The organism is Colwellia sp. MB02u-10 (assembly GCF_014077185.1).
GTDB lineage: Bacteria > Pseudomonadota > Gammaproteobacteria > Enterobacterales > Alteromonadaceae > Cognaticolwellia.
Map to the genome: position 1 here is coordinate 97,272 of NZ_JACGVK010000135.1, position 19,521 is coordinate 116,792.

Sequence of the window (19,521 nt, forward strand, 5' to 3'; positions counted from 1 at the left end):
TGAGGTTAGCTCATCAATGGAAAAGCGATTTATAACAGCGCAAGAGTTGCTTGAAGATTCATTTCGTGTTGCTGCGAAAGTTTTTGAAGACGGTTTCAGACCACAATTTATTGTTGGAATTTGGCGTGGTGGTGCACCTATTGGCATCGCAGTACAAGAATACTTTGACTTTAAACAAGTAGAAACTGACCATATAGCGGTTCGCACGTCTTCTTATTACGGTATAAACCAACAAAGCAAAGAAATTAAAGTACACGGTTTACATTATATTATTGAAAATGCCAATGCCGATGACGGACTGTTAATTGTTGATGATGTTTTCGATTCTGGTCGAAGCATTGAAGCGTTAATAGCTCAAATGAAAAAGTTAACCCGCAATAATATGCCAAAAGATATCAGAATCGCATGTCCTTGGTATAAACCCACAAATTCCAAAGTGGATTTAGTGCCTGATTATTATCTTCATGAATCAACAGAATGGTTAGTGTTTCCACATGAATTATCAGGTTTAACACCTGATGAAATAGCCCATGGTAAAAAAGATTTGGTCAATATTTTAGACTTATTCACATAGACGTTATTTGATCAGTTAAAACAACTAGCATACGGTCTTCACCTGTGTTGGTTGTTATATAAACGAAATAGCCAGAGTGAAACATTCATTCGTCTAACGTAAAGACAAAAAGCTTAAGCTACCCGCTTGTAAAAAATTTGTTATTACCTTATCTTACACAGTCTAAAATTAAAGCGAACTTAATCTGGTTGTGTCGAATGAATCTAAAAGCATTAATACTTTTGGGCTGTTTTTTTTCCTCTGTTAGTTGGGCTAAAACGCCGCTCGTACTATTATCTATCGATGGTTTTGCTCAACGTTACATAGCACAATACCAACCTAAAACTTTAATGTCGCTCATGCAGCAGGGTACTAGTGCCAAAGCTTTGTTACCGGTTTATCCTAGTAAAACCTTTCCAAATCACTTAAGTATTATCACAGGTCGTTATCCAATAAATCATGGTATTGTGCATAATACCTTTTATCATCGAGATATTGATAAAGACTATAAATTGGGTGATGGAAAAAACGATGCCCGCTGGTTAACTGCCAATCCTCTTTGGCATATCAATGAAATGCAGGGCAATAAATCGGCGATTTATTTTTGGCCAGAATCTGAGACAGCCATAGATAATAAAACAGCTAGTTATTATTATCCTTATAAGCATTCCACTCCGAATAAAAAAAGGCTTGAGCAAATACTGGCATGGTTACGCCTACCTGAATCCGAACGACCAAATTTTATTGCGGGTTATTTTGCCAGTGTTGATGATGCAGGTCATGAATTTGGTGAAAACTCTCCACAACTCATTGATGCTATTAGCAAACTTGATGCTTTACTTGGAGATTTTGTCCAACAAATTAATCAGGAATTTAAGGGAAAGGTTAATTTAGTGATTGTGTCAGATCATGGTATGACTAAAGTTAATAAACACCACGTTATAAAATGGCAAGAAAATATTATCGAGGGTGTAAAAGCCATTAATGGCTCCACGCAATTATATTTGTATAGCGATAACGAGATTAAATTACAGCAAAGTGTTCAGCTATTTAATCATGCCCAAGCCAATGCTCAAGCCGAGAACAAACAGGCCCAATATCGTGTTTACGAATATCTTAATTTCCCAGCCCATTGGCATTTAAATCAAAAAAAAGCGGTAGTACCTGATGTGATAATTGAAGCATTGCCATCCTACGTTTTTAGTCAAGGTAAGGCGAATATCAAAGCAGAAACACACGGTTACGATCCAAAGTCATCTCAAGACCTGGAGGCTATTTTTATCGCAACGGGACCTGCATTTAGTAAAAACAAGCAAACTGCAGCGTTTGAGAACATACATGTATTACCTATTATTACTCGAGCACTAGGGCTAAAAGATGTCGATAATATTGACGGTAACTATCAAGTAGCTGAGCAAGTTGTTATGCAAATGGTAAAGTAAATAGTTAAGTAAACGGTTAAATAGCCTTACTAGTGATGCAAGCACAGAACTTAGTTAAGCTAGTCAGTTTCACTTTGTTCAGTAAGCCAAGCTCAAGCTAAATAAAAAGGCAAAAATGGCGATATTTAAATTTACTGTGGTGAAAGGGCATCAAGTTGCGTCAGGTCGTGCAAATGACCCTAGATTCCCTAGTGGCACTATCAGCGCACAGTTACCATTTTTTCAAGCGCTGGGGTTGGATCTTAACGGATATTATCTCGCCACAATAAATGCTCAATTTAACTGTCGTGCAATTGCCCTGAATTTTTATGATGACTATTTTAAGCAAGTAAAATGGCATGAAAATATACCCGCAGAAAACTTCAAGTTTTGTCGATGTCATATTTTAACGAACTCTACCTCTTATCCTGCGCTAATTTATCAACCGCAACTTGATACTAAAATAGAGCACTTACAGCCAATAAATCAACTTGAATTACTCGCGCCATTCATTGAACATCTTCATTACGGTGATGTAATTAGCTTAGTTATTGCAAACGCTAAAGTTACTTTATTTGACGTTTACCCATAGTGTATCTGGTTGCACTTACTACATAGCCGATAAAAATTTAGGTTTTTAAAATAACTTTTCAATAGGATGGAAAATAAGCTGTATTGCCTGTCAAACTATACTACACAAAAATAATAAAACGTTTGGTACGAACTTTTATTTAGAAATAGTCCAGAGAATAAATCCGCCGATGCTTAACAAAGACAGTCTTGTCATTAAATTAGTGGGGCATAAGTCAGCCAGTGATTGACTGTTAACAATCGTCAAGTATTATTATAAAAAGGTTATAAAGTCGCTTTAACTGAATATGTACTTGACTGCTGTCGTTCACTCAATTTATATTTTACTTAGCTTTAGAGTAATGTAAGAACAACCGGTTTAAATAGTATTAACCAATAAATCACGCAACATGCTTGTAGGGAATATATTTCAATGTCTAAACAAATAATATTTCGTCGTAGTCAGTTTACTCGTCTGAGGGTAATACTCTTACTTACGTTACTACCCGTGATAGCGTTACACGCCGAAGAAATTGATCTCAATGAAATTTTGCGTAATCCCTCGATGGCTAATTACAAAGGTTATGCTGAATTTAAAATGGCCCATTACGATAATGCGCGTAAAATTTGGCAAGCTCTTGCTGAGCGTGGCAATGCCGAAGCCAGTTTTAATTTAGGAGTACTTTACGAAGATGGCTTGGGTGTCAGCCAAAGTTTGGCTCAGGCGCTGCTTCATTATGAGACTGCAGCGATTGACGGCAGCTTTAAGGCGCAGTATCGGCTGGGGCTGATTTATTTTGTCGGCAAGATAGTACCTGAGGATAAAATAAAAGCCAAACGTTGGTTGACAGAGGCAGCTCTTGGAGGCGATAAAGACTCGATCGAGATGTTGAAAATATTAAATGGTACGAGTAATAGCCAGCGTGATGAGGCGTTTTTACGTGCCGAAACCGCCCACGCATCTGGTGATTATATTCAAGCTGCCAATATATGGCAGCGTCTTGCCAATGACAATGATATTGTTTCTCGAACCCGTTTAGCTTGGTTGTATGAAAAGGGATTGGGCGTTAAACGTGATCTCAAACACGCGGCAAAGCTATTTCGCCAATCAGCAATGGATGGCGATGCTGACGCCCAATATGCGCTTGCGGTCATGTTACAAACGGGTAAAGGACAAGTGCAAGATATTAAAGCATCAAAATTATGGTTACAAAGTGCTGCAGATTTAGGGCATCAGGCTGCAGCCTTGGCTTTGGTTAATACGGTAGAAAATTAACTCGTTAAATTGAGCACTAAAACGTCTATATTTAGTGCTCAGCCAGCCTTAATCTGGTTGAATGGCATTGGATACTTTGAGAAAGGATAATCTCCTAGCTCATTAGAAGTCTGACCTGCAAAAACGTTTAATGTAGACACTTAAACACTAACTAGCTGATATTATTTTAATAGTGTCGGTAAGTTATGACAAAAGAGCGCATTTATCATTCGCTCTTTTGCTTTTAAACTACTCTTTTTCTAGTTTATCTTGTGTACGTTCTAAAAAGTCGCTGGCATCATGTCGTTCATGTAACTGGCTTGATAGCTCTCCCCAGGTTTTATTGACCATAACACCACGTTTTACTGCAGGTCGCTGATTTATTTCTTCTGCCCAACGCATTAGATGTTTATAAGACGATAGATCTAGAAATTCTGCGGCATCATATAAACGATTTAAAGCAAGTGCACCATACCAAGGCCAAATAGCAATGTCGGCAATGGTATATTCATCACCACATAAGTAATGATTGTTTTCAAGATGCTTATCGAGTACATCGAGTTGACGCTTTACTTCCATAGAAAACCTATCAATACAATATTCTATTTTATCAGGGGCGTAAGCATAAAAATGGCCAAAGCCACCGCCAAGATAAGGCGCGCTACCCATTTGCCAAAATAACCAAGACATACATTCAGCACGTTTGTTGTCACTGGGTAAAAAGGCATTAAACTTTTCAGCTAAGTGAAATAAAATAGAACCAGATTCGAATAAGCGAATTGATTGCTCATTACTATTATCTAACAAGGCAGGTATTTTTGAGTTTGGATTAATTTCAACAAAACCACTACCGAATTGATCTCCTTTGCTAATGTCAATTAGAAAGGCATCGTATTGTGCGTCCTTAATACCTAAGGCCAGTAACTCCTCAAACATAATGGTGACTTTAACGCCATTAGGCGTTGCGAGGGAATATAACTGAAAAGGGTGCTTACCTTTTTCTAATACTTTATCGTGTGTAGATCCAGAAATAGGGCGATTAATGCTTGCCCAATTACCACCATTGCTAGTATTCCATTGCCATACTTTTGGTGGGATATATGAATTTTCATCACTCATGCCTACTCCAATATTTATAAAATTTTACGCTTGGTACGTTATGCTTAAAGTTAATAACATACTAGTTTTTTTATCAAAATTTTATATTGATTGCGACCAGTGAAATAATAATCAAGTGTAATAGATTTTCAGGGTGAAAATTTAATATATTAAAAGCGTTTTAATATATTCGCTATATAAACAAAACACTAAAAAGCCTATATTAACTAACAATATAATGTTCAATATTTTCTAATGGGTAAATTTAGCGTGCAGATAAAAATCATCAAAAATATTTTTTTATTAAGTCTTAGTTATATTTTTTTAGTTGGCTGTACAAATATTGTCGAACATAAAATATCTGTGTCTAAAGGTGAAAACCTCATTACACCTTATTCTGGATTTTTAGCTGGTTGGCATGTTTCGGTTGAAAATAAAGAAAATTACCACTCTAGCATGTGGCAACATCCCATTCATGGCTTTAAAGATGCTTACGTTATCAGTGTTACTTTACCAAAAAATAAAAAAATAGCTTACTTTCGCCAAGTTATAGACCAACCTGGTTATGACGCCTGTGTAGAGTTTACAACACTAACACTAGAATCTTTACCTAATGAGCTACATCCAAGCGAGATATGGCAGACAAATTGTAAGAAAAAAAATGGCAGTGAAGCCAAAATATTGCATCTGATGCTACTAGGAAAAGACAGCTTTTATCATGTCCAAAAAATTTGGCAAGACAGCTTTATCAGTAGTGAAATAGAGCAATGGCAGAGCCGTTTTAAACAAATTTATCTTTGTGACAGCAGGGCAACTGTCACTGTTTGCCCTGATGTTTATTCGTTATAAATTTTTTTGATATTTTAGATGAAGCAATTAATCAACTTTTCGGCGTTTGCCACTTTCAGCACGTTTTTTGTTTTCGGTTTGGACATAAACGGTATCTGTGGTTGCCATGCTAGCATGACCAAGATCTTCTGAAAGATCTTTTAGGGCGCGACCCCTTTCAATTTCCATACTCGCACCTGTGTGCCTCAACCAGTGGGTAGACGCTTCTTTAAGTTTTAGGGCTCTGTTTTCACCTTCAACTTGCTTCATGTTTTGATAAGCCAAGTCAAAAACTTCTTGCACAATACGCCTTAAATGACGAGCACTCATGCCTCCTTGCCCGCGTATTTTTTCAACTAAAACGGTATTTTCACCATTTGCAGGGAGTTGAGAGAGTCCGCGAGACAATCGATACCTGCTTAGAAAACTCATAAAGTCGGGTGGTACTGTAGTATCACGAAGCTTACGGCCTTTACCAAAGACTTTAAACCACCAGTTTTCATCTTCATCTTGCCAAAAATGCCCCATAATAGGTGACCAAAATTCACGATCACTAAGCTCTGATACCCTTAGAAATAGGGTTTTTAATGCGGCAATAACGAATAAATTTCGCTCATAAGCCTGGTTTTCGTCTGCCATATCAGTGGCAGTATCTAGCAAATATTGCCACTGACTATTGGTTAAGCGTTTAATTTCTTTAACTTGTACGTCATTAATGAAATGTTTGCAGTCTTTTTTAGCGATTTGTGCCGGGTTACCGTAGCAAAGTTCTTCAGCCATTAAATAGTTGTAAAAAACGATAATAGCGGTAAATGTAGAGGTTAATGTTTGTTGAGAAGGACGATATTTCTTCTTATCAACATCTTTAATAACTTGGCTTTTTGCTGCTTGAATTTTAAATGGTTGCCAATGCTCATTAATGACAAAATAGCCGTTAGCTAACTTAAAGCGTTCTTGGTTACTGGTACCAATCCAGGTTACGGGCGGTTTCCAACAAAAATCAGCATATTGTAAGATGTCAGTTTTTCTTAATCTGTCTATGGGGGTTTTGTTTATAAAGAAACTCCAGAGCAGAAACTTTTCAATTTCATTGCGAAAACGATCATAAGTATGGGCCGATTTATTTCGACCTGTGTAGGCTAAAAAATCTTTTCCCCAATGCCAATGTTCTAACCACCATACTTGAGGTCCAGATTCTGTCTCAGAGACAGTAATAGACTTAGCGTCTAATTCAGAGTCCAATGCAATATCAGGTGTTAATAAAGTTTTAACAGTTGGATAATCTTCAAAGGTAAATTCACATAACTCAGGGTAAGTTGGAAACAATGGCTCGGGACAAGTTTTCAATGCAGACATTAGCTGGCTCAAAATAATCAATAAATACTGTGTGAAGCCACTATAAATGAACTACCCCACTATGTCCAATATTATAGAGTATCGGACATAGTGGGGTGCATGGAGGGCAGACCTATTGCCCTGTAATCACCGGTTAATCCAAACACATTATTGGATCGTTCCAGTTAATGCTTGCAATCCTCTTCTCATATATTTAGTGGCCTGCTTTAACATTTTATGCTTTAAGTAAAACGGATTTACCAATATAACGCTGGATCACATTTGAATTAGCGTCTTTGTATTCCAAATAATAACTACCACTATTTCTGAGCGTGCGCTACGTGCATGAAATGCTTTATTGTGAGGCTTACATCATTACTTTTCACGTAGCGTCACGTTCAATTATGTAATTTGCTTCAATTTAAAGCTATTTTTAATTTCTCAATGGTATGGCTCAATTTTGGTGTTATCGGTTTACAAACAAAGTTTTGATTGATTTCGTGTCATGCCATTTTAACGCTACCCAGTATTCAGCATTGTTTCATTTAAAGCTTCAAATGATAAGTCATATATTGCGTCAAAAACCTCTGTATTTACACTCGCCCAAGCAACAGAAAATTACACCTTTTCATGCTTCTTGGTTACGTTAATTTTCGCATTATTGTACTGAACTTTTCATCACCTTTAATTAGACCCATTGGTTCATCGATTTTTTATATTATAAAATACGGTAACTAACTATTGTTTAAACCGACTTTCTATATGAAAAGCCAAGCAATCTTGGTGCTGTTCCTTCTTATCCATGATGAGATTAAAACCGTGAATTATTTTCACAAGGAATACCGTCTCTATCACCATCCATTTTTGTGTTTGGACAGTAATTAATAAAGTACACGGCTTCTGCGCGAGATGTCATTTGGCTGCAATGCTGTCTACCGTCACACGAAAATTTTGAGTCGGTATTAGAAAAAGTGCTTTCTAACAATGAATTATTTGGTCTTAAAATATTTGGAGTTTGCTGCGTGGGCTTGTTTGAAGGCGCTAACCCTAATCGTTGAAATGCAAAAGCAGCAATCCCTATGACCACAAGTATTAAGACAAGTTTACTTTTAGGCGCTGAAGTATTTCTATGAATGCGAGGCTTATGTCTTTGTATCTCTTTAGCTGCTACACCTTCAATACGACAGTTAATCGCTTTGGTTTTACCGTTATTTTTTCTACTTCAAAGTAGATGAAATAACCTGTTTTAGGCTTCCTGCTCATCTTTTTTAATGAAGAGATATGAATAAACGTATCTTGAGTAAGGTCACTCGATTGAATGAAGCCAAATCCTTTATCATCCTTCCAGCTTTTTAACTGTCCTTTGTGCATAACGGCTCCCTTGCAGATGTTATTTAAATGAGGTATTAATTTATTAATACCTCATTTAAATAGACACTTATACTATTTAATCAGCATTTCCTTATTTAGTTTAAGGATAATAAATTATTTCATCTATAACTGGCTGAGACCTTATAAACATCGTTTAGAGTTATAATTAAATATTCATCTGAAGACAAGCACTAAATTATGTATTACTGAACGCCACACTAAATATGGCACTAAGCGCCCTTTCTAAGCTTCATTCATGACATAAGTATTTCGATTTTTTAAAGCAGGCTTACACAATATTTGACCCAATAAATCATCCTGTTGTGTAAGCTTGCTTCGTAGAAAGCGAGTGACATCTTATTTATGCTTATTAATAGCAATGTTAAAACCTATAATTTTTATAAGAAACATCATCTATGTACGCATCCATTTTACTATTTGAGCATTTACTAACGAAAAATTACTTTTTGTACGTGATGTCATCTCGCTACAGTATCACGCTATTATAAGGGATATATCGATCAATATTTACCTAGACAACTCCTTTTACAGGGCTTATAGCTCTTGACAATAGTATGGATATTATAAAAAAGCACTTTTTTAAACCTAAGCCGAAAGATATGGTAAAAGAACAAGCGCTTGCTGAACCACTGCACATAACCCAAAACATTATGCCCCGCTAATAGACCGCGTATTTTTCATTTCTTCAGTAAAGTTCCGCGTGAACTGATGTTTTCACAAGCTCAGTAGAGATGCGTGTCGAATTTACTCTCCTTTCTTTCGGCTTAGGTTTAAAATAGAATAACCTTGATTACACTTACTGATTTAAAACTATAAAATACGCGTTGTGTGTTGATTCTATTTGTTTTTATAGCTAGTTGGTCACGGTATTTGAAGAGCGTTACATTTAAAAATATATTATTTTGTTTTAATCTTTATTGCTCATGATATAAGTAAACCGGCACTGACTTAAGAATAGGCTTTTCTTCAATCACCACTTTAAACGAGCTGCGGGTATTTTTATTTTCTTTAATTTTATAGCGAACCTCAACATCTACATCTTTCACATCACCCTCACACAATAGATAAATAGGAGATGAAATTTTTTGTGTCAAAATACTTTTTTCTGATTCACTGCCATCTTTATGCTTTATTATTACTGGCTCTTTTAATTTAAAGTTACCATCCATCGAGCTGTAATGTTTGTCGTAATATAACGCGAAGCTTTTGAGATGTTTATATTTCTCCAATGTTTCTCGATCGTATTTAGCTTGCTCTGAAGTAAATTGAGATAACAAGGCTTTAACATCTTCGTATGTTTTACGATAGTTTGGCCGCTGCCAAGTGCCACTGTATGAAATACGGCTATATTGCTCTTTATGTACATTCAAACGACGTTTAACTTGTTTAATATTGGCTCTAGGTCTGCCAATAGCGCGCAATAATTCTTTATTCATCGGTGCCCAATTACCATCAACTTTTGTTCTAGCGTCAACTGTTGACGCTAGTAACCCACCAATAAGATGCTTTGTTTCATTAATATCAATAATGGTTTCTTCACATTCTGTTGGTAATGCAATAACTGCGTGAAAAGTTTCCGTACTACCTGGTAATGAAAAAGAACTAGGTGCATCGTTATACTCTAAAGCGAGAACTTTTTGTAAGGCCGTCACCATTTTATATTGCTCTGAAAACTCCTGCTCTTTTTCGTTGAACCTTTGTTCTTCTATAAATAATAATCGGCCATTAAATTTGCAGTAATTTACAAAGGTTTTTTGTGCTAGGTCTAAAGTAGCAAAATAGCTTTTAAGGGTTTGACCTATTTCGTCATAACGTTGTTCAAAGCTGATTTTTTGTTTTGTCATGGTAACTTGAGGTTAGCTAAATAAGGATTAAAATGATTCTATCAAAACATACTGTACAAATAAACAGTGTACGGGTAAAAGTTAACACTGACTAAGATAATAAATTAATCTGACGTCTGCAGGGGCAAAAAATAGTCTAACCAGTCTTAAAAATTATACTGCAATAGCTAAGAAGAAAAACTCGCTATTGATTACAAAGGCATATTATCAAAAGACAACTGATCAGACTCACAAGTTAAAATTAATTCTGCTAATAATTCATTTAATAGTTTATAAAAACATCAAAATGTTAACTGGCTTACTATTTTGTGCATAGCTGACACTCACTTTAAAACAGCTTAGTTATTTATAAAAGCTGCTGAACGCCAGGTGTCTGAACACATATAACTGTCGAGTATAAACTTAGCATCCATGTTCATAGCTCAGTATTGTTTACCGTAAAAAGTACTGAGCTATGCAATGTCACCTGCACTATTTTTTCAACCATAATTCAATATCTTGACGATGAGGAATAGAACCACTGTGCACATTTATTTCATCAATAATTATGGCCGGTGTACTCATTACGCCATAGGCCATAATTATTTCGGGATCAGTCACTTTATTTATTTGGATATCAATATTAAGTTCACTGGCTATTTTTGAAATTATTTCTGCTGTTTTAATACACTTAGCACACCCAGTACCTAGTACTTTTATTTCTTTCATTAGCGTTTCCTATTTGATGTTGTCATAGAATAAAGCGTTAAAATTCAACGCTTAAATAAACGGTGTTAGAAAATTAAAAATCCAACCTATTAATGTAAATGCGATAAGTAATAGCATAAAAAGCACAGCCAATAAGCGCCACTGCATCACTTGCTTTAATAAAATAAACTCGGGAAAACTTGCCGCAACAGTGCTCATACAAAAGGCCAGTGTGGTACCAATAGGCAACCCTTGCTTAATTAAACCTTCCATAACAGGAATAACGCCAGTGGCATTAGAATATAAAGGTATGCCAAGTAATACCGCAGCGGGAACTGACCACCATTGACCATCACCTAAATGTGCTTGAATCCATCCGTCAGGCACAAAACCATGTAAAGCAGATCCTAACCCCACACCTATGATGACCCATTTCCATACCCGAGAAAATATTTCTAACATTTCTTGTTTGGCAAAAACATGTCTTTCTTTTAGGGATAAAGTTGCTGGTCGTTTGGCTTTCTCTGTAGAAGTATTTTTGCCTTGTGCTAAAGCTTTTGCAGCAAAAGATTGCAACCAACGTTCAGCTTTGATTGCATCAAGAAAAACGCCGCCTAAAATGCCTACCGACATACCCACAACAACGTAAAGCACAGTAAACTTCCAGCCTAATAAACTGAGTAACAATAATACGGCTACTTCATTAATTAGCGGTGATGTAATCAGAAATGACATCGTTATGCCCACAGGAATACCCGCAGAAGTAAAACCTAAAAATACCGGAATGCTTGAACAAGAGCAAAAAGGTGTTATTGCGCCAAAACTTGAGCCTAATAAATAACCGACACCTTTATGTTTACCGGCTAAATAATCACGAACACGCTCTACGTTCATTGACGCTCTTAACAAGGCAATAGCGTAAATCATCACGAGCAACAAAAAAAATATCTTAGAGGTATCTTCAATGAAAAAATGTAATGCGTCGCCTAATTTTGTTGCTTTTGACAGACCGAATATATCAACAACTAACCAGGAGGCTAGATCTGTAAATACTTGAAACATAAACGTTCCCTATTGGTTTACCTATAACTACAAACTAAAACAGGTAGTAAAGTTTATTCTATAAAGATAGATATAAAGTGCTAAAACTAAAACACTTGGTAGCAATAAATTTATCCAGCACAAAAAAGTTAATGCCGTGCTAAGAAAAAATAATGAAATAATAACTTAGGGTCTTTAAAAAAATGATGGTCTCAACAAATCGCCATCAACAATGGAATCATGACAAAGCAAACATCCATCACAATTTTTTGAAATAAACTCGCTCTAGTTCATAAGTTATCTTGGTAAAAAGCAAGGTGACGAGTTAACTGAGTGTCGATATTTCTTCTTGTAGTTTAAAGCGTACCAGTTCTGCTAAAGTTTTTACCTCAAGCTTTTTCATGACTTGTGAGCGGTGCACTTCAACTGTCCTTTCACTTATGCCAAGGTCATAGGCAATAACTTTGTTCATTTCACCTTTTGCCACACGCTCAAAAATTTGCCGTTCGCGTTCAGAAAGTAAGGCCAGTTTGCTTAGTGTAATGCTACGATCATGTTGTTGCTTATTCCTACTGGCATCAATCAAAAGGGCTTGATTAATTCTGTCGAGTAGGTCTTGCTCTCTAAAGGGTTTGCGAATAAAGTCGATCGCACCTTGGCGCATAGCCTCAACCGCCATAGGAATATCGCCATGACCGGTAATAAAAATAATGGGCAGCGCAGCGCCACAGTTATTCAGTTTTTTTTGTAAGTCTAAGCCGGTCATACGCGGCATGCGTATGTCTAGAATAAGGCAACCGCGCATTGACTTATCGTAGTCATCTAAAAAATCAGCCGCATTGCTATATGATTTAACTAATTGCCCGGTAGTTTCTAACAGCAGACTTAATCCTTCTCGAATCCCTTCATCGTCGTCAACAACATACACTATTTGTTCTACTTGCATATTAGCTGTCTCGCTTAGTGGTAGGCAAAGTAAAATAAAATGTCGCACCACCCTTTTTATTGTTAAAAAATTTAATCAATCCGTTATGTGCCTCTATAATCGCTCGGCTAATCACTAAACCCATGCCTATACCCGTTTCTTTTGTGGTTGAAAAGGCTTTAAATAAACTGTTTCCAGCTTGCTCTGATATTCCATCGCCACTATCAGTAACCCCAATTTCTAATTCATTACGGTTATTCATCTTAGCTTCTAAGAATATTTCATTACCATTACGACAATTAATTGCACTCATAGCCTGCATACCATTGCGTAGCAAGTTTAATATAACCTGTTGAATTTGCAATACATCGATCGTAACCACAGGCAATTTTCTTGCAATAATTAACTCTATTTTAATATTATAAAAACGAGCTTCAGCTTGAGCCAGTTGAGCAACCCCAGTGATTAAATCATAGCAGCCTACCAATTTTTTCACCCGAGTATGCGGCTTAGCCATTGACTGTATACGCTCAATAATGCCACCGGCACGCTGTGCATGTTGACTTAATTTGTCAAATACCTCAGGTACACGTTCGTATTGACCACAAGCCAGCAAGCGTTTTCCTGCTTGCGCAAATAAAGAGATTGCCGCCAGTGGCTGATTAATTTCGTGGGCAATGCCAGACGCCATTTCTCCCAGTGCATTTAGGCGAGCCACATGCGCCAATTGTTCTGTCTGTAAACGAGCGCTGTCTTCAGCAATGCGTTGTTGATAAATGTCACTCGAAACCCCCTCAATACGCACCTCATTTGCATCAATAATAAAGCGATAAGTCGTTCCCGGTAATTTTTGCAACAAGGTGGTTAAATACTTGGCTTTGTTTTTTAATTGCTGAGTTCTAATTCTGTTCATCAATGCTTGATAGACAAATAGTCCAGACAACATACTCAGTAACAAGCTAATCGTTAAATAACGATTGAATTGACTACCTTGATCAAAGCTTAAAGTAAAAAGCGAATACCCTTCCCCTATGTCATGCAACCAAGTGGCATATTGAATGGCCATCACACCAAGCCCAGTTAATAAAGCTAGCCACAAAGCAAGCGGCTGCGATAAATTTTGCAGAAAAATAGAAGGTTGTATAAGGCGTGGCTCAGTCTTCATAAGGCTCTGAATGAACTTGAAAATGAAATAAGTATATTGAATTTTAAACCCTGAGCCAATTGTGGTTATCCACATGTGCGTGTGGCAATTACCAATTGTTAAGGGAAGTTATTCGCTGATAAATTATAGATACTTATTAAATTACTGAGCATGTTCGAGTTAACTGCTTAGTGCATGTTCGACAAACACCATTAATTCAGTTGGGCTAAACAAGATAACATAAGCTAATACAAGACCACTTGACCCAATAAGCAGCAGTAATTTGCCGGTGACTACACATTTGAGGAATGTAAAGTGAAAAAAGAAAATTCGCAATATGATGCTATGGATAAAACGCTACATGCCGCCATGTCTAAATTGACGTCAGGGTTATCACCAAGCTCACTAATGGCCGCCTATGCTGATTGGGTTGTTCACTTAGCGTTATCGCCGGGTAAACAAGCTCATCTTATGGAAAAAGCGACGAGAAAGTCTACTCGACTCGCAGGCTATCTTAGCGAGTGCGCAACACAGAAAGGTCAAAATCAGCCTTGCATAGAACCTTTACCCTTCGATAAACGCTTTAGCGACCCAACTTGGAAAAAGTGGCCATTTAATCTTTTATCCCAGTCGTTTTTACTCAACCAGCAGTGGTGGTCAAATGCAACAACCGATGTTAACGGTGTCACTCAACAGCATGAGAACGTGGTTGAGTTTGCCACTCGGCAAATGTTGGATATATTTTCACCCTCAAATTACTTACTGACCAACCCGCAATTACTGGAACAAACTAAACAAGAAGGTGGCCAAAATTTAGTCCGGGGTATGCAAAACCTGATGGACGACATGCAACGTAACATTGGTAATAAAAAACCTGTGGGAACTGAAGAATATGCGGTTGGTAAAAGTCTGGCTATTACGCCGGGTAAGGTGGTTTATCGCAACCACTTAATTGAACTCATTCAATATGAACCCGTAACAGAGCAGGTTCGTCCAGAGCCTATTCTAATCGTGCCGGCATGGATCATGAAATACTACATTCTTGATTTATCAGCTCAAAACTCGCTAGTTAAATACTTAACCGAGCAAGGGTTTACCGTGTTTATGGTCTCATGGAAAAATCCAGACCAAGACGACCGTGATTTGGGCATGGCTGATTACCGCAAGTATGGCGTTATGGATGCCATCGACACCATAAATAAAATAACCGGTAAAGCGAAAATCCATGGCATTGGCTATTGTTTAGGCGGTACATTACTCTCAATAGCTGCGGCTGCCATGTCTAGAGATGGAGACGATAGAATTCAATCACTTTCATTGTTGGCCACTCAAGTCGATTTTTCAGAAGCCGGTGAACTAATGTTATTCATTAATGAAAGCCAGGTTAGCTTTTTGGAAGACATGATGTGGGAACAAGGCTATTTAGACGCTAAGCAAATGTCGGGCGCTTTTCAATTACTGCGCTCAAATGACTTGATTTGGTCGCGCATGGTACATGATTATTTAATGGGTGAACGTACGCCGGTTAACGACTTAATGGCGTGGAATTTCGACACCACTCGTATGCCGTATAAAATGCATTCACAGTACTTACGTAAGCTATTTTTAGATAATGATCTGACTGAAGGTCGCTATCTTGTAGACGATAAACCCATTTCTATTTCTGATATCCGCGCTCCTGCATTTGTTGTTGGCACGCAAAAAGACCATGTTGCCCCTTGGCATTCAGTTTATAAATTTCATCTATTGAGTGATACTGACGTAACCTTTTTGTTAACTAGCGGTGGTCATAATGCCGGCATAGTGAGCGAGCCTGGGCATCCGCGCAGAAGTTACCAAGTAGCCACCACTAAAAAAGATGCTAAATATACTGACCCAAACAGCTGGGAAGCTAAGCAAGCACATCATGAGGGATCATGGTGGCCAGAGTTAACAAAGTGGCTGCATAACCATTCCAGTAAATTGACTGCCCCGCCTACCATGGGCGCGCCAAACAAAAAACCTAGCATACTGTGTGATGCTCCCGGCACTTATATATTGCAAAACTAAAAGCTTGAGGAAAAGCAAGATGAAGATACTCGAAGGAAAACGAGGGTTAGTGGTAGGTATTGCCAATGATCAATCCATAGCAGCGGGCTGTGCTAAGGCATTTTCACTAGCAGGAGCAAAGCTTGCTATCACCTATATTAATGAAAAAAGTAAGGCCTATGTCGAACCCGTGGCAACTGAGGTTAACGCCGAAATGTTGTTACCACTGGATGTACAAGATGATAGCCAACTTGAGGCTGTTTTTCAGCGTATCGCTACAACGTGGGGTGAGTTAGATTTTATTTTACATTCAATTGCCTATTGTCCAAAAGACGATTTACATGGGCGGGTCACTGATTGTTCTAGAATAGGCTTTTCTCAAGCAATGGATATTTCTTGCCATTCGTTTATTCGTATGGCGCGTAAAGCAGAGCCTTTAATGAAAAATGGTGGCTGCTTACTCACGGTTAGTTACTATGGCGCAGAAAAAGTGGTCAAACATTACAATATTATGGGACCAGTAAAAGCAGCGTTGGAATCGTCGGTACGTTATTTAGCGGCCGAACTTGGCCCAGCAGGTATTAGAGTTAATGCGCTTTCTCCGGGCCCATTACAAACACGCGCAGCGTCAGGCATCGCTTTTTTTGACGAACTGATCAATGACGCAAGAGCGCGAGCACCTAAGCGCCAACTAGTCACTATCGAAGACGTAGGCAACGTAGCCACCGGGCTTGTTAGTGACGCGGCTAAAAGTGTTACCGGCAATATTACCTTTGTTGATGCCGGTTATCACGTGTTGGCTTAAACGAGGAAAACTCATGGAATATATTGAAAACAAGACCTTTGATGAAATAGCTGTCGGCGACATAGCAGAATTAACTCGTGTACTTAAACCGCAAGATATTGAATTGTTTGCCGTCATGTCAGGCGACGTTAACCCTGCCCATGTTGACCTAGAATATGCAAAAGCGGATATTTTCCATAAAGTGATCGCCCATGGTATGTGGGGTGGTGCGCTTATATCGGCCGTTTTGGGGACGCAATTACCGGGTCCAGGCACCATTTATTTAAATCAATCTTTAAGTTTTCGTCGTCCGGTTAGTCTTGGTGACAAGGTATTGGTACGCGTAACCGTTAAAGAAAAAATTACTGAAAAAAAACAGGTATTGCTTAAATGTGAATGCCTAAATCAGGACGGCGAGTGCGTTATCATAGGCGAAGCTAGGGTTATAGCACCGAGCGAGAAAGTACGCCGACCCAGAGTGATATTACCTGAGGTGCATTTACATGAGCACGGCGCGCATTATCAGAAATTACTTGAATCAACCAAAGACATTGCCCCCATTAGAGTTGCAGTAGTGCACCCTTGCGATGAAATATCCTTGCTCGGGGCCATTGAGGCAAAACGCCAAGGGGTTATTGAGCCCATTTTGATCGGCCCTAAAGATAAAATTATTGCGGTGGCAAGCGAGGCTGGTTGCAGCTTGGCTGGCATAAAATTGATTGATGCACCACACAGTCATGGTGCAGCAGAAATTGCCGTTGAAGAAGTGCGAAAAAATAATGTTGATGCCATCATGAAAGGTAAATTGCATACCGATGAATTAATGCAAGCTATATTACATAAGAGCAAAGGCTTACGCACTGAACGCAGAATGAGTCATATATTTGCATTAGACGTACCCACTTACCATAAACCACTATTTATTACCGATGCCGCCATCAATATTGCTCCTGATCTAAACGCCAAGCGTGATATTGTACAAAACGCTATCGATTTACTGCATACTTTAGGCATAACCCTTCCTAAAGTAGCGATTTTATCTGCGGTTGAAACAGTTAATTCAAAAATACTTTCAACCCTAGACGCCGCTGGATTATGCAAAATGGCTGATCGCAAGCAAATAACGGGCGGTATCATCGATGGACCCTTGGCATTTGACAACGCTATTTCAAAATCTGCGGCGGCGGCTAAAGAGCTAGTATCAGAGGTTGCCGGTGACGCCGACATTTTAGTAGCACCCGACTTAGAAGCCGGCAACATGATCGCTAAACAACTGATATATTTAGCGGGTGCAGAATCTGCTGGTATTGTACTTGGCGCGACAGTACCCATAATTTTAACCAGTCGGGCCGACGGAACGCTTTCACGACTTGCCTCTTGTGTGTTAGCTCAGCGCTATGTTGATTATACTAAGAAGACTATTTTATGAACGATGCGGTACTGGTTATTAACGCAGGATCGTCGAGCATAAAGTTTGCGCTTTATGACTTTTCCACACCTAATTCGCAGGCTTTACTCAGTGGTAAAGTTGTCAATATTGGTCAAAGGCCAACACTTTATGCCATAGACGCTAAAGGCAATGATTTAACCAACAACGACCTTGCTGCATTTAATGATCAAACAACACATGAGACGCTAATACAGTGGCTGCTTGAGTGGCTTAATCACCATAACCAAGGTTATGAAATTAAAGCTGTTGGTCATCGTGTAGTACATGGCGGTCGCGACTTTTTAACGCCAACAAAACTTACGGTTAGCGTGGTTGAACGCTTAAAAAAGCTGATACCACTGGCGCCACTGCATCAACCGCATAACCTTGCCGCTATTGAAGCCATTTTTAACTGGGCCCCTGAATTACCCCAAGTCGCTTGTTTTGATACCAGTTTTCATTCGACACAAGCCACGCTTGCACAACTGTTTGCCCTACCGCGCGAATATAGCGATAAAGGCATTATTCGTTATGGATTTCATGGCCTTTCTTATCAGTATATTGCCAGCTGTTTGCCACAATATTTGGGCACACCTGCCAATGGACGCGTTATTGTCGCTCATCTAGGCAACGGCGCGAGTATGTGCGCCTTAAAGCAAAGACAAAGCGTAGCAACAACTATGGGCTTTACAGCGCTTGATGGTCTAATGATGGGCCAACGTTGCGGCAGCCTTGATGCCGGTGTTGTTATCCACCTTTTACGCCATTATAAAATGAGTGTAGAAGACGTAGAACACATGCTCTATAAAGAGTCTGGACTACTGGGGGTTTCGGGTATTAGCAGTAACATGCAAGTACTAGAACAAAGTAACGACCCACAGGCAAAACAAGCCATTGACTTGTTTTGTTATCGCGCCGCTCGCGAACTTTCTGCTCTGGTTAGCACCATAAGTGGCATTGATGCCCTTGTGTTTACTGCCGGTATTGGCGAAAATTCAGCAACCATACGCGGACAAATTTGTCAGCACTTAACTTGGCTTGGGGTTAGTTTAGATGCAAGTAAAAACCGTCAGCATAAAAGCGTTATTAGCCAAGGTGACTCAGGCGTTAAGGTGCTGGTAATACCCACAAACGAAGAAATTATTATCGCCCAAGCGACCCAAAAATTACTCATGGGTCGCTAAACG

At 38.6% G+C, this 19,521-nt stretch carries 16 protein-coding genes and 1 pseudogene; 9 read left to right on the forward strand and 8 right to left on the reverse strand.

The window, feature by feature from the left end; all coding sequences use genetic code 11:
• The first annotated feature begins 16 nt into the window (after positions 1 to 16).
• From H4J59_RS16200 to H4J59_RS16215, 4 genes are all read left to right on the forward strand, one after another.
• Positions 17 to 574: a phosphoribosyltransferase gene (locus H4J59_RS16200; protein WP_182241053.1), complete on the forward strand. Its 558-nt coding sequence runs from the start codon at positions 17 to 19 to the stop codon at positions 572 to 574.
• Between the two features lie 197 nt (positions 575 to 771).
• Positions 772 to 1,995: an ectonucleotide pyrophosphatase/phosphodiesterase gene (locus H4J59_RS16205; RefSeq protein ID WP_182241054.1), complete on the forward strand. Its 1,224-nt coding sequence runs from the start codon at positions 772 to 774 to the stop codon at positions 1,993 to 1,995.
• A 115-nt stretch (positions 1,996 to 2,110) separates the two neighbouring features.
• Positions 2,111 to 2,566: a hypothetical protein gene (locus H4J59_RS16210; RefSeq protein WP_182241055.1), complete on the forward strand. Its 456-nt coding sequence runs from the start codon at positions 2,111 to 2,113 to the stop codon at positions 2,564 to 2,566.
• A gap of 411 nt (positions 2,567 to 2,977) precedes the next feature.
• Complete coding sequence (locus H4J59_RS16215) at positions 2,978 to 3,820, forward strand: tetratricopeptide repeat protein (protein WP_182241056.1); 843 nt, start codon at positions 2,978 to 2,980, stop codon at positions 3,818 to 3,820.
• 228 nt (positions 3,821 to 4,048) lie between these two features.
• On the opposite strand, the gene yghU is transcribed toward H4J59_RS16215, so the two are convergent.
• A complete protein-coding gene (gene yghU / locus H4J59_RS16220) occupies positions 4,049 to 4,918 on the reverse strand; it encodes a glutathione-dependent disulfide-bond oxidoreductase (protein WP_182241057.1) in 870 nt (289 codons plus the stop codon).
• A gap of 249 nt (positions 4,919 to 5,167) precedes the next feature.
• Here yghU and H4J59_RS16225 point away from each other — a divergent pair, with 249 nt between their 5' ends.
• A complete protein-coding gene (locus H4J59_RS16225; RefSeq protein ID WP_182241058.1) occupies positions 5,168 to 5,746 on the forward strand; it encodes a hypothetical protein in 579 nt (192 codons plus the stop codon).
• Between the two features lie 27 nt (positions 5,747 to 5,773).
• Here the strand turns inward: H4J59_RS16225 and H4J59_RS16230 are convergent, their stop codons facing one another.
• From H4J59_RS16230 to H4J59_RS16260, 7 genes and pseudogenes are all read right to left on the reverse strand, one after another.
• The gene (locus H4J59_RS16230; RefSeq protein ID WP_182241059.1) at positions 5,774 to 7,081 is read right to left on the reverse strand and encodes a site-specific integrase; all 1,308 of its coding nucleotides are present in this window, start codon (positions 7,079 to 7,081) and stop codon (positions 5,774 to 5,776) included.
• A gap of 790 nt (positions 7,082 to 7,871) precedes the next feature.
• Positions 7,872 to 8,431: pseudogene (locus tag H4J59_RS19880) on the reverse strand (excalibur calcium-binding domain-containing protein).
• A 935-nt stretch (positions 8,432 to 9,366) separates the two neighbouring features.
• Entirely contained in the window at positions 9,367 to 10,296 is a 930-nt protein-coding gene (locus H4J59_RS16240) for a hypothetical protein (protein WP_182241060.1), read from the reverse strand.
• 471 nt (positions 10,297 to 10,767) lie between these two features.
• Complete coding sequence (locus tag H4J59_RS16245; RefSeq protein ID WP_182241061.1) at positions 10,768 to 11,004, reverse strand: thioredoxin family protein; 237 nt, start codon at positions 11,002 to 11,004, stop codon at positions 10,768 to 10,770.
• 51 nt (positions 11,005 to 11,055) lie between these two features.
• Complete coding sequence (locus tag H4J59_RS16250; protein ID WP_182241062.1) at positions 11,056 to 12,045, reverse strand: permease; 990 nt, start codon at positions 12,043 to 12,045, stop codon at positions 11,056 to 11,058.
• 304 nt (positions 12,046 to 12,349) lie between these two features.
• Positions 12,350 to 12,970 carry a response regulator transcription factor gene (locus H4J59_RS16255; protein ID WP_182241063.1) on the reverse strand — a complete coding sequence of 207 codons (621 nt, stop codon included), beginning with the start codon at positions 12,968 to 12,970 and terminating at the stop codon, positions 12,350 to 12,352.
• Between the two features lies 1 nt (position 12,971).
• The gene (locus H4J59_RS16260; protein WP_182241064.1) at positions 12,972 to 14,114 is read right to left on the reverse strand and encodes a sensor histidine kinase; all 1,143 of its coding nucleotides are present in this window, start codon (positions 14,112 to 14,114) and stop codon (positions 12,972 to 12,974) included.
• Between the two features lie 294 nt (positions 14,115 to 14,408).
• Between H4J59_RS16260 and H4J59_RS16265 the strand changes: the two genes are divergently transcribed.
• The 4 genes from H4J59_RS16265 to H4J59_RS16280 are packed head-to-tail and all read left to right on the forward strand — an operon-like array spanning position 14,409 to position 19,518.
• Entirely contained in the window at positions 14,409 to 16,142 is a 1,734-nt protein-coding gene (locus H4J59_RS16265) for an alpha/beta fold hydrolase (protein WP_310733213.1), read from the forward strand.
• Between the two features lie 19 nt (positions 16,143 to 16,161).
• Positions 16,162 to 16,926, forward strand: coding sequence for an enoyl-ACP reductase FabI (fabI, locus tag H4J59_RS16270; RefSeq protein WP_220469858.1), 765 nt, complete (start codon positions 16,162 to 16,164; stop codon positions 16,924 to 16,926).
• A gap of 13 nt (positions 16,927 to 16,939) precedes the next feature.
• Positions 16,940 to 18,334 (forward strand): bifunctional enoyl-CoA hydratase/phosphate acetyltransferase, encoded by a 1,395-nt coding sequence (locus H4J59_RS16275; protein WP_182241065.1) that lies wholly within the window; start codon positions 16,940 to 16,942, stop codon positions 18,332 to 18,334.
• Positions 18,331 to 19,518, forward strand: a complete 1,188-nt coding sequence (locus tag H4J59_RS16280; RefSeq protein ID WP_182241066.1) for an acetate/propionate family kinase — start codon at positions 18,331 to 18,333, stop codon at positions 19,516 to 19,518. The genes H4J59_RS16275 and H4J59_RS16280 overlap by 4 nt, the downstream gene beginning before the upstream one ends.
• Positions 19,519 to 19,521 lie beyond the last annotated feature (3 nt).